General features: G+C 42.4%; 11 protein-coding genes. 8 read left to right on the plus strand and 3 right to left on the minus strand.

The features are described 5' to 3' along the window. Positions 1–260: 260 nt before the first annotated feature. Entirely contained in the window at positions 261–1220 is a 960-nt protein-coding gene (gene corA / locus ACFWMP_RS29110) for a magnesium/cobalt transporter CorA (RefSeq protein WP_379425762.1), read from the plus strand. Positions 1221–1236: 16 nt separating this feature from the next. Here corA and ACFWMP_RS29115 read toward each other — a convergent pair whose 3' ends face one another. Beyond that, the gene (locus ACFWMP_RS29115) at positions 1237–1806 is read right to left on the minus strand and encodes a tyrosine protein kinase (RefSeq protein WP_149647572.1); all 570 of its coding nucleotides are present in this window, start codon (positions 1804–1806) and stop codon (positions 1237–1239) included. A 430-nt stretch (positions 1807–2236) separates the two neighbouring features. On the opposite strand from ACFWMP_RS29115, the gene ACFWMP_RS29120 reads away from it, so the two are divergent. From ACFWMP_RS29120 to rlmD, 4 genes are all read left to right on the plus strand, one after another. Beyond that, complete coding sequence (locus ACFWMP_RS29120) at positions 2237–2527, plus strand: YerC/YecD family TrpR-related protein (protein WP_019913624.1); 291 nt, start codon at positions 2237–2239, stop codon at positions 2525–2527. 3 nt (positions 2528–2530) lie between these two features. Further along, positions 2531–3301 carry a sirohydrochlorin chelatase gene (locus tag ACFWMP_RS29125; RefSeq protein ID WP_379425764.1) on the plus strand — a complete coding sequence of 257 codons (771 nt, stop codon included), beginning with the start codon at positions 2531–2533 and terminating at the stop codon, positions 3299–3301. A gap of 229 nt (positions 3302–3530) precedes the next feature. Then, positions 3531–4421 (plus strand): diacylglycerol kinase, encoded by an 891-nt coding sequence (locus tag ACFWMP_RS29130; protein ID WP_042184783.1) that lies wholly within the window; start codon positions 3531–3533, stop codon positions 4419–4421. A gap of 102 nt (positions 4422–4523) precedes the next feature. Then, the gene (gene rlmD, locus ACFWMP_RS29135; protein ID WP_379425767.1) at positions 4524–5999 is read left to right on the plus strand and encodes a 23S rRNA (uracil(1939)-C(5))-methyltransferase RlmD; all 1476 of its coding nucleotides are present in this window, start codon (positions 4524–4526) and stop codon (positions 5997–5999) included. A gap of 185 nt (positions 6000–6184) precedes the next feature. On the opposite strand, the gene ACFWMP_RS29140 is transcribed toward rlmD, so the two are convergent. Next, positions 6185–6328, minus strand: coding sequence for an IS3 family transposase (locus tag ACFWMP_RS29140; RefSeq protein ID WP_379425938.1), 144 nt, complete (start codon positions 6326–6328; stop codon positions 6185–6187). A gap of 528 nt (positions 6329–6856) precedes the next feature. On the opposite strand from ACFWMP_RS29140, the gene ACFWMP_RS29145 reads away from it, so the two are divergent. The 3 genes from ACFWMP_RS29145 (at position 6857) to ACFWMP_RS29155 (ending at position 9489) form a co-directional block, all read left to right on the plus strand. Beyond that, the gene (locus ACFWMP_RS29145) at positions 6857–7951 is read left to right on the plus strand and encodes a phosphoribosyltransferase-like protein (RefSeq protein ID WP_379425768.1); all 1095 of its coding nucleotides are present in this window, start codon (positions 6857–6859) and stop codon (positions 7949–7951) included. A 73-nt stretch (positions 7952–8024) separates the two neighbouring features. Continuing rightward, positions 8025–8273 (plus strand): hypothetical protein, encoded by a 249-nt coding sequence (locus tag ACFWMP_RS29150; protein WP_379425770.1) that lies wholly within the window; start codon positions 8025–8027, stop codon positions 8271–8273. A gap of 193 nt (positions 8274–8466) precedes the next feature. Next, on the plus strand, positions 8467–9489 hold the full coding sequence (locus ACFWMP_RS29155; protein ID WP_379425772.1) for a reverse transcriptase family protein: 1023 nt from the start codon (positions 8467–8469) through the stop codon (positions 9487–9489). Positions 9490–10391: 902 nt separating this feature from the next. On the opposite strand, the gene ACFWMP_RS29160 is transcribed toward ACFWMP_RS29155, so the two are convergent. Next, on the minus strand, positions 10392–12221 hold the full coding sequence (locus tag ACFWMP_RS29160; RefSeq protein ID WP_379425774.1) for a flavocytochrome c: 1830 nt from the start codon (positions 12219–12221) through the stop codon (positions 10392–10394). Positions 12222–12270 lie beyond the last annotated feature (49 nt).

The raw sequence follows: 12270 nt of genomic DNA on the forward strand, positions 1-12270 counted from the left end.
CTATTTACTCTATCCATTCTATCCCCGCCATCTGAGGAGCATCGTTATATACACAATGAGCCGAATGATCAGAGGGAGAAGAGGATGAACGAAACTTACTAAAGAGTATTCCATCCTTTCCGGAATGGGACGCTATAGAATAATGAAACCTCAGAGCTATGACTTCTCGGCTGAGATTCTTTTTTGTTATTTTTGGAAGACTCCACTTCTTGCGGTACAATAGATGCGTGGAAGAAGATGAAGCGGAGGAACATTTATTTATGATACGTACACTTGCGGTGACGCATACAGGTGAGGTGCTGACAGACATACCTTTGCAGGATATCCGGCGGGAGGATTATGCATGGATATGGGCAGACTTTGCTACACCTTCGGCAGAGGAGACGCTGCTGCTGGATCACTATTTTCATTTTCACCCTTTGGCGATTGAGGACTGTATGCATGTGCTACAGCGGCCGAAGCTGGATCATTATGAGGAAGTACAGTTTTTTGTGCTGCATGCGCTGAATGAAGAGACGCTGGATGCTGAAGAGATTGACCTTTTTTTGAGTGCGAATTACCTCGTGTCCTATCATCATCAGGAAAAAACAGAGATGAATGAAGCTTGGGAGCAGGTGAAGCGTGAAATACATAGTCGTAAAGGCTGGTCGGGTGGTCCGATGGCGGCTGCATATACTGTAATGGACAAGCTGGTAGATAAGTATTTTCCATGCCTCTACAGTTTAGAGGACGAGCTTGCAGATCTAGAGAGCAATGGCGGCAGTGAGTCGGTGGAGGATTTGATGAGCCAAGTGTTTAATGTGCGCGGAAGGCTGCTCAAGATGCGGCGGACAATTGTGCCGATGCGCGATTTGATGTACCGGATCGTGAATTCGCAGCATGTCCAAAGCAACGGTGAGGAACGGATTTATTTTGGCGATATCTATGACCATTTGTTAAAACTGTCGGATATGATTGAGGCAGATCGAGAAATGACTGCGGATCTACGTGATAGCTACATTTCTCTTAACTCCAACCGGATGAATTCGATCATGAAAACACTAACAGTGATCACCACCGTATTCATGCCGCTGACGCTGATCGCCGGAATTTATGGGATGAACTTTGTAGTGATGCCTGAACTCGAATGGAAGTATGGGTATTTTGGCGTTCTGCTGTTTATGCTAGTGGTGGGTGTTAGCATGTTCAGATGGTTCCGGCGTAGTGGATGGTTTAAGTAAAAATAAAACGTCACCGCTATTTGCGGCGACGTTTTCCGGTAGAGGGAGTAGAGCGCCGGCGTGTGGTTGTAGTAGATTTACGACGCCCAGAGGTGGAGCGTCTTTTTTTGCGTCGACTCGGGCTGTACAGTGCGGCATCCTCTTCGGCGGCCAGTGCGCCTGCTGCTCCTTTTCCTTTGCCGAAGCTACCCATGAAGAGCTTAACCATCGGAGCCATCTGCTGGAAGCCGGACATCACCTTCTGCACTTTACCCATGGAGTTTACGATCCCGTCGATACCGCCCATTCGGTCGATGATACCTTTGATTTGCTCCATATTCCCACCGATTCCGCCCCCGCCGCCTAATCCGCCTAAGCCGCTAAGCAATCCGGCAAGCCCGCCGCTTGCCTTTGTTGTAGCTTCAGCAGCAGGAAGCGCTAGAGCTGTTTCAGTGGCAGCTTCTGCTCCTAAAGCGGGAAGGATTCCGCTCTCTCCTGGAGGGGATGAAGGCGCATATGGACTGAGCCCAGGGTAAGCAGATGCATTATAAGTATCGGTCAGTGAACGCTGGTTTCGGCGGGAATGATTATAGTAATGATCAGGCATAATATCACATTCCTTTGTTAGTGGTTTGCTATACTGTATGTCATGGGCGAACATACGGTATAGACGAATGCCCGGGTTACCCGTGATAGGAGCGGAAAAGGGCGAATGCCTATAATCGTCTTTAAGAAGTGAAAAAAGCGTGTACAAGCTTGATTTTCGGCGCTTATGTAGTACTATAGTGTAGGTGCTATTTCTTATGTAGGAAGAAACAAACGTAGTTTGATACATATTGAGTGTGCGCCACGGGTGGACGTTTGTCCATCGATTTCACTCTTTACAGCGTGAAATCGTTAATGCTTGAAAAATGCGCTCCAGTGCAATATAGTAAAGGCAGGATAGTCGCATGAGGTTTATGTTTCCGGAGCTAGTTTTGTACGGAGCTTAATTAGAGAAACTAATGCTGATAGAACTTTTAGGGGATGAAAAGCTGATGCAACTTAAGAAGTTGAATGATAAAAGTATCGACCAATTATTTGAAGCTATTTTAACGTTAAAAAATATGGAAGAATGTTACGTGTTCTTTGATGATTTGTGCACTGTGAACGAGATTCAATCGCTGTCGCAGCGACTGGAAGTAGCGCGTATGCTCGGCAAAGGCTCCACCTACAACCAGATCGAAGCAGAGACGGGTGCAAGTACAGCTACGATTTCCCGTGTAAAACGTTGCCTGAACTATGGCAATGACGGATATAAATTAACGCTGGAACGTTTGGGACGCTAATTTATGGTACCGGGCGTACTTATTATCAGTCATGGCTCTCGCGATAAGGCTTGGGTGTCAATCGTAGAGGAGGCCGTAAGCGGATTATCGCTAGGTGAAGAGATTCCTGTTGTGGTCTCTTTTTTAGAGCTGGTAGAGGGCCGTCTGATTCAAGATGGAATAAATGAGCTGGAACACGCAGGGATCACAGATATTATTGTGATCCCATTGTTCGTTTCCTCAGGAAGCACACATGTCGATGAGATAGAATATGCACTTGGCGCCAAACCTGAGCCTGAACGTGAGACGGATTTAGCGCTGTTCTCAGTGAAGGATAAAGTTCACTACGGTTATCCTATCGACGATGATCCAGACATCGCTGTAATGATCTGGGACAAGCTACGTGAGCTGTCTACGGAACCGAAGCGAGAGACGATTTTGCTTGTGGGCCATGGCAGTGTATATGATGGCTTCCAGCAGCGCTGGCAGAAAGGTATATCTTCGCTGGCGGGACGTGTACGTGAGGTAAGTGGCGTAGCGGCGGCCGACTATGGTCTGCTGAGTCCGGATAGTATAAGAAGCAAGGTAGAGTATTGGCAAGAGCAGGGTCACGAGGTTCTGGTGGCGCCGCTTTTTTTGAGTGAAGGCTATTTTACTAAGCATGTGGTTCCTAACAGACTTAAAGGGTTAACCTATAAGTATTCTGGTCAAACGCTTCTGCCCCATCCCCTTCTTCCGCATTGGATTGAGAGACAGGTAGAGACACTCCTCGAACAGATTCGAATGAAACGATAAAGCACCTACCCTTGAGCACACTTAATCATAAAAAAAGTGCCCACATCTGTGGATAATACGGGATTTGTTGCATACACATATAAATAGTTGTTTTTCTCTAAACTTAGTGTCATTAATTGCTGTATAATGGAATATTTGCATGAAAGGGCCTTTAACATTGATTGTAGTGGTCCGAATTAGGTATAATCAATTAGGTTATTCTATTATAAAAACAGGTGGCGTTCCGGTAATGAAAACTGCGAGATTGATTTATAATCCCACTTCTGGACGGGAAGAAATGAAGAAGCGGCTCGCCGATATTTTGGACCGGCTGGATATTGGTGGCATTGAAGCTACCTGCCATGCAACAACCGGAGAAGGCGATGCTATGCTAGCTGCTGCAGATGCAGTAGAACGCGGTTATGATTTGATCATAGCAGCCGGTGGCGATGGCACTTTAAATGAGGTTATAAATGGTATGGCGGAGAAGCCTAATCTTCCCCCGCTCGGCGTTTTGCCGCTTGGTACTACTAATGATTTTGCACGTGCAATGGGGATCCCGAAGAACTGGGAAGATTCCTGTGATCTGATCATTCGCCAAGAGACACGTCCGATTGATATCGGTAAGGCAAATGACCGTTATTTTATTAATATAGCAGGCGGCGGTAGTCTAACCGAACTGACATATGAAGTTCCTAGTAAGCTGAAGACCATGATTGGGCAGCTTGCGTACTATTTAAAAGGTATTGAAAAAATGGTCAGCCTATCTCCTCAGGAACTAATCATTCGTGCCAATGGGCAGGAAGTTATTCATGATGAGTTTATGTTGTTCCTGATTGCAAATACGAATTCTGTTGGCGGCTTCGAAAAGCTTGCTCCCGGCGCTCGGATCGATGACGGTCTATTAGATGTTATAGCGGTTAAAAAATGCAACCTGGCAGAGTTTGTCCGTTTAGTCAGATTGGCTCTTCGTGGCGAACATTTGAATGATAAGAAGGTTATTTATTTCCGTACGGACGCGATGGATGTAATCTCTCCAGGACATGTCCAATTGAACTTGGATGGCGAACTGGGTGGAGAATTGCCAGGGCGATTCCGGATTTTGCCACAGCATTTGCGGATTTTTGCTGAGAATAACTAAGCTAAGAACGATTGAAGATTATAGCGGGATATAGTTATGATAATGATTGAAGATAATGTGGGTTTATACAGCGCTGATAATGAAAGAAGTGAACAATAAATAATGAGTAAACACCGCAGTGGACGCAGCACCAGCCGCCCAGTCGGCAAGGCGCCTGTCGCCGGACTGCCTGTGAATAAAAATGATGAGGTTATGCTCGATATTATCGGCATGACCCATGAAGGTGAAGGGGTAGGCCGCGTAGAAGGCTTTACCCTTTTTGTGCAGGGAGCCCTTCCCGGAGAGAAGGTCCGGGCAAAGGTGCTCAAGACCAAGAAGCAGTATGGCTACGCCAAGCTGCTGAATTTAGTAGAGGCGAGCAGCGCCCGCATCGCGGCGCCTTGCGAGATCTATGACCAATGCGGCGGCTGTCAGCTGCAGCATATGGACTATGCGGCTCAGCTGGCGTGGAAACGGCAGCTGGTGGTGGACAACCTGGAGCGGATTGGGAAGCTCCGGGTGAGTGGTGGTGGCGGAGACGCTGGAACGGATCAGGCAGCGGGCATTCTCGTCCGCCCAACACTGGGCATGGACGAGCCTTGGCGATATCGCAACAAGGCTCAGGTGCCGATTGGCGTAACAGAAGGCGGCCTTGTGGGCGGCTTTTACGCGAGAGGAAGCCACCGGATCATCGATATGGAAACATGCTTGATTCAGCATGAAGATAACGATGACGTTGTACGCAAGGTGAAAGGCATCGGCAGAGAACTCGGCATCTCTGCTTATAATGAAGAAACCAGCCGCGGCCTGCTGCGCCATGTCGTCGTCAAAAAAGCCTTCCGTACTGGTGAAATGATGCTCGTCCTCGTAACCAACGGCCGCGACATCCCGCACCTGGACGCCTGGCTCGGGAGCATCCGCGAACAGCTGACAGATGTAGTCAGCATCTGCCAGAACGTCAACACTCAGCGCACGAATGTCATCTTCGGTGACGAAACCCGCGTCCTATGGGGCAGAGACGTCATCTATGACTACATCGGCGATGTACAGTTCGCAATCTCAGCGCGTTCGTTCTATCAAGTGAACCCGGCACAGACTGAGGTGCTGTACGGCAAAACCGTAGAATACGCCGGACTGACTGGCAATGAAACGGTTATCGATGCCTATTGCGGCATCGGTACGATCTCTCTCTTTTTAGCGCAGCATGCGGCTAAGGTATACGGTGTGGAGATTGTACCGGAAGCTATTGAGGATGCCCGGGCGAATGCGAAGTTGAACGAGATGAAGAATGTGGTGTTTGAGGTAGGCGCATCTGAAGATGTCATTCCTAACTGGAAAGAGCAGGGGATTACGGCAGATGTTATCGTGGTCGATCCACCACGTAAGGGCTGCGATCCGCGACTTTTGGAGACGATTCTTGCGATGAAGCCGGAGCGTGTTGTGTATGTATCATGTAATCCGTCGACACTGGCAAGGGACTTGCGGGTGCTCGAAGATGGCGGGTATAAGACAGTGGAGGTAACTCCGGTGGATATGTTCCCTCATACGGTGCATGTGGAGTCGGTGGCTTTGTTGGTGAAGAGTGGAATAGTGAAATAAAACCCTTAACTTAATTGGATTTTTCAATGTGGTACAGATTTAAAATGTTGATGGCACAGATGGCTGTCAACAGGTTTGCTGTAAACTTGATGTGAAAATCCAACCAATTTCAGCCTGAATGAAAAGATGACATCGGGAAACTTGAAGTGAACCCTGTAAAGTAGACAGCAAACAAAAAGTAATATTTAAGCAGCCTGAGTTCGGTATTCATATGGACTCAGGCTGTTTAGTTTCGTTTGGAAACGTGCATGGTTGTAAAAGTGGATGTATAGATAATAAAAGTATTGAATTGAGATCCAATGTAGAAAAGTACGAATAGCTTGTCCTATTTTATTCTTTGCCCCCCGTCCCTAAGTATAAGAATAAGCCCGCTGGATGGCAGTGTCTTTCCCATCCAGCGGGCTATTAGTGTTAGGAACTTAGTGACAGGGTAATTGACCTCGCATTCCTTCGTTACACCTGTCCAAGGAGGGGCTGGTATTACTAACAGGGAGGATAATGAAGATTAATTAAGGGGAGCCTTATCATAAGTAGGGCGAATTTTGTATTTAATTGGCACTAAATAATATGGTAAAATAAAGTAATCCTAAGAATCCTGAGACATAATACAACATGAATTTATATGGACCAGAGGATATATCTATGCTTCAAGATGATAAAAATATTGGTTTTAAGCATTGTTAGCCAACTTGGATCGAGTGTTACATCATGGGGCGAAGTGAAATGTGCTACAAATTTTGATTATTAGCGTGGATGAACAGATATTATTGTGGTTTCCAAAGACGGAAAAGTTATTGCAATCGAGGACTTGAAAATGAATAAAGAGGTAGTGATAGTGTGTTACTAGGAATAACAGTATGTTAAAACAAAGAAAAGACAGCATCCAACTTGTAAGTGAATGGGATTTAGACCCAGCACAAAGAGATAAAAAACTAGAAATATTAAATATGTGGGAGGCTATGATCGGGAAGGCTGACTTTGAATCCATACTAGAAATCTGTAGTAATTTTATTTATTATTCCGAGAGATTAACAGCATTGGCCTATAAAGATATCTTTAATAAAAACAATAGTGAAATAGATAATTTTGAACAATCATTGTTTTTCCCTTTGAGAAGGAAAGATAGAATTGAATCTTCTGTAGATATGTTTTCGAGCTTTAGATTAGCTAACAACATAGATGCTAATAAAACTTATGTAAATGGTGCAATAGACTATCTTATCAAGTACAGAGGGAGTAAAGAATTTAACAATAAGGTTATTAAAGAATTTGATGAGGAAGTATGCAAAATTGACGATTCAATTTACATTTTAAAAATGAATTTAGAAACCTATATTTCAGATCGAAAGACGCATTCTTCAATAAAAAAAAAAATTAGTGAGTTACAAGTAAATAAAGCTAGAAGAAAAGAACGTTTAGACAAATCGATTGAAGATTTTCATCGAAATTATTATTCCATTAAAAATTTGCTTATCATTGATGATTTCATTGGGACAGGTGACTCTGTAAACAAATTTCTAAAGGAAATACATGAAATTATTAATGGAAGTAAAATTAGTGTGAACTTTTTTTTATGGGTGATTGAGGCAAGCGAGTCAGGATTAGAAGCTATAGAACATAAAGCGAATGAATTAGGACTTGAGATTGTTATTCGTTTCTACAAGAAAACAAAGGATGTATTAGCAGAAGATGTGATATTTTCTAGAGATAACTTAGATAAAGTAAAAGCATTAATAGAACAAATAAACAAAAAAAATCGATTAAAACCAAGTCCGTATTGTAAGAATCATGCAATTGCTTCTTTTGTAAACGCACCAAATAACAACTTAACTTTGCTTTCAGAGGAAAGTTCAACATGGAAGGCACTTTTTCTCAGGACCAAAAGAAATAAGATTGAAAGAGAAGTGAGCAGCAAAGATCTGAAAGATGCATATCAATATTTACGTGAGTGAGGATGTGAGGTACGCAGTGAAGTTTTCTTCTTTGAAAAGAGACATTGTATTATTAATTATAAGAGACTATGACATGGCTCAGATTATAAATACTATTAAAGAGTATTTAAATATTACTACTGAGCAAGTTTTTCATGTAATTGATTATCTTATTGTTTCAAAATGGGTTGATTTTGAAAAAGGTAAACTGATAATCACTTTTGATGGTGAGAGCAAATTAGAGCATTCAAATCTTATTAAAATTTCTTTTGAGCAAATGAAAGGATTAAAATATTTTGTCGATGAGAGTCCGTTGGAAAATTATGTTCCTAAAAAGTCCTAAAGGAGGTATAATGTTTAGTGGTGACTAGACTTTTAGCAAGTGCTAATTGAAGTAAGTATGTATTTTATTTCTTATTTCAAACCTTAATGATAATTCTGCAAAAACCGCAGAATCATCACCACCTTTAAATTAAGAACTAAAATGTAATAATATTCTTAATTTAAAGGTGAGGTAGTCACTAAACATATAGAATATGATTAATCGGATTTTACATAATATTAAAATAAGCGATTTACCAGAGGAAGAGAAAATTGATCTCATTCATTATGCTGAGAAATTATACTCCAAGGGATGTCCTATCATTTTCGATACCGATCAGTTAATGGAGTTATTTGAGTTACAAGATCAAGATATAATGGGTTTCATAACCGAAAACACGAATCATTATTATATTAAAAAATCAAACGGAGATTTAAGGGATGTTTGTAAGCCAAATTATAAACTAAAGATTATTCAAAAATGGATTTTAAAGAATATTTTAAATAAACTAGAGGTTTCGGAATACGCCCACGGCTTTGTGAAAAACAGGTCTATTCTAACGAACGCTGAAACTCACAAGTATTCAAAACCATTTTGGGTGTTTTCAATGGATATAAAAGATTTTTTTCCATCCATTAAGTATAAAGATGTTAAGAAAATCTATACGGAAATTGGTTATTCAAACGAAGTTAGTGAAACTCTTAGTTTATTAACGACTGTTCATGGGAAGTTAGCACAAGGTTTCCCCACGAGCCCAATGTTATCCAACCTTTATTTTCGAGGTATTGACGAAGAATTTCAACGAATAGCTAGTGGGTATTATATTCGATATTCAAGATATGCGGATGATATTACTTTTTCAGGTATTCAAAAAAATGGTTATCTTGTACTTTATAAAAATTTAAAAGAAATAGTGACCTCTATTCTAAGCAATTATAATTTTGTGGTCAATGATGCGAAAACTAGATTAATGAGGGATAAACACCCAAAGATTGTAACCGGTCTAGTCGTTACTGCGGAAGGTGTAAGGATTCCACAAAAATATATTCGAAAGCTTAATAAAGAAATTTATTATTGTCGTAAATTCGGGGTAAATGGGCATCTTAAATATCACGGGCTCATCACTATTGCTAATTATAAGGGGTATTTAATCGGATTAGCGAGATATATTTATATGGTTGAACCAGTTAAAGGCGCAAAATTTATAAAAATGGTTAAGGAATTAGATTGGGATTAATAAAAACTTATAAAGTGAATCAATTGAGCCACTTCGCATAATTGGAGTGGCTTTATTTTATATAAATAATCGATATTGTGTAATCAAACCTTTTTCTGTGATTAGATACATTTCGCTTAACTGCATCATGATTCGAAAGAAGAATCGCTATTAGGTGTTTACTGTGAAACTAAAAACCCCAATGTGTAACATAATTAAAGTCATCACAAAGCCTAAATAGTCGTCTCACCAGCCGAGCGAAACTCAGGTATCCACTCCTGTTTCCTCGGCTGTTCTTTTGGAGTAGGGGAGGTCAGGGGAGGGGAATTTAGGGACGAGGGATGATCTAAAAATTACTGAATCCCTTGTTCTATAAATCTTTTCCTGAATGTCTTTCTCCAATTTTCCTCCGATTTATTTTCCCCTGATCCCTGCTATTCCCTCCGATTTGCCCCCGATTTTTCTCTTATTCGTAAGACGACTTTAATTACTCAGGATGAATCAGGGATGAAGGAGGGATGGCGTTAAAGCCAGGAGTAGCAAGGCTTTGAGGTGATTTTGAAGGGGAGGGGGCGTGAGACGACTTTTTAGGAAGTGTACATGTAACAGTGATTCAACCCCCTTTACTTACTTGAGTTTTCCAGTGTCTAGGAAATTTGAAGAAACCCTTGTCAAGTAGACACTAAATAATTGGGCAATTTTAATTCCACTACGGAGAACGTTAAAAGAGCAGGGAGTTAGACGAGCGTAGCCCCTAGGCTCCACCAAAAAAAACCGCCCTGTTCGCAATGTTGCTTACAGGGCGGTTCGCTATGTCATAGAGTGCAGCTTGAAAGTTAGCAGTCAACCTGCACTCAACAAACTATCTTGCACGTTTTTAAGGCTAACTTATTAATAGAGCACTTACACAAACAAACATAAGATTACTCTGCTACAACTTGTTTACCTGCAATCCGGCCGAAGGTGAAGATATCAGCGATGGCATTACCGCCAAGACGGTTTGCACCATGAATGACCCCTGTTACTTCACCTGCAGCGAACAGCCCAGGGATGACTTCGCCTTTTTCATTCAATACGCGAGTCTTCTCGTCGATCACCAAGCCGCCCATTGTATGGTGAACGGATGGTACAGCTTTTTCGATGTAGTAAGGGCCTTTTTCAAGAGATTTCAATCCACCGCGATGTTTGAAATCAAGGTCTTTACCTGTTTTCGCATAATCATTTACTTTATTAATCGTTTCTTTCAAAGTGTTCACGTCAATTTTGAAGAAATCAGCCGCCTCTTCAATCGTATCGGCTTTAAAGAGCAAGCCTTGTTTAACGAGTTGATCGTATTCGTCCTGATGAACTTCGATCGTTTTACCAATATCCTCAATGCCTTGATTCCATAATTGATACGTATATCCGCCCGTTTGGGCAAGAATTGCTTTAGAAATAACGTCACGACGTTCTAATTCCTCAACGAAGCGCTTGCCTTCTTGGTTAATCAGGATCGCACCATCGAAGCGGGAGTCTGCAACCAGGGAAATAACACCTGTCTCAGGATTACAGATTGGATACGTTTGAATACTCTCCATGTTTGTCAGTTTGGCGCCAATCGTTTCTGCCATAACGATACCGTCACCTGTAGATCCTGGTGAATCGGTAGACATATATTTTTCATCCATTTTAGGGTTATACTTTTTACGCATCTCTACATTGGATCCAAAACCACCGGTAGCTATGATGACGCCTTTGTTCGCATGGAATGTGATCTTGTCGCCAGTACCCGAAGTCGCAGTTACACCGGTTACTTTGCCACTTTCGTCCTTCAGCAAGGTTTCGGCTTTCATATTCGTTTTGATCGTGATTTGATCAGCGTCTGTTTTGGCTTTTAACTTAGTAATCAATTCAACCCCTGTATGACCTACAGGAATCAACGCACGTTTTCTGGAATGGCCTCCAAATTGGAACAGATGATCAGGTAAGAACTCTACCTTGATATCATCGCGCAGCCATTCGGCAGATGTTAGAGCATTGTCGGCAAGAATACGAACCATCTTTGGATCCCCGAGGTTGTCTCCGCCTTTCATCGTATCATTATAGAATAATTCAGCCGTGTCATCTGTGATGCCAAGAGCACGTTCAACCCAGTTGTCCGGCGCATTCATCTCACCACCGGAGATCAATGTGTTGCCGCCAACAGCTGGCATTTTCTCGAGCAGAACTACATTAGCTCCAGCGCTCTTCGCTTCGATAGCCGCACTAAAGCCAGCACCCCCGGCACCGATGACGACAACATCATAGGTTTGCTCGGCTTCTTCTTTGTCTTTGCTTCCACTGACTGCAGCGCCAGCGACAAGGGTAAGTCCAGACTTCGTAATTGCATCTTGAATGGCTTCGAGATATCCTTTGCTTGTAACCGTAGATCCGCTAACGGCATCAACTTTTGCGCTGTTAGTTGCCATGACATCTTGCTTGAGCTGCGTATAAACAGGTTCTGCAAGTACTTCATTTTCCTTATGCTCTGTTACTTTAATGTCAGTGATCTTGTTATCTAATAAGGAAACTTGTACTTTAATATCGCCATGTTTACCTTGCCCAACTCCTTCAAAGACTTGAACTCCGTTTGCATCTGCAGCGGGTGCTGCATCTTTACCGCCGCAGGCAGCAAGCGTGAACATAAGACTGAGAACTAGTAGAATAGATAACAGCTTTTTCGTGTGAGTTCGCATAATATCTCCTTCATTCTGTTGTGAATTGGTTACATACATTAGGGAGAGGAAGATTTGCTAGGCAAATCCTTTATCTCTAGCCTAGACA

This window comes from Paenibacillus sp. NPDC058367 (assembly GCF_042723305.1).
GTDB lineage: Bacteria > Bacillota > Bacilli > Paenibacillales > Paenibacillaceae > Paenibacillus_AQ.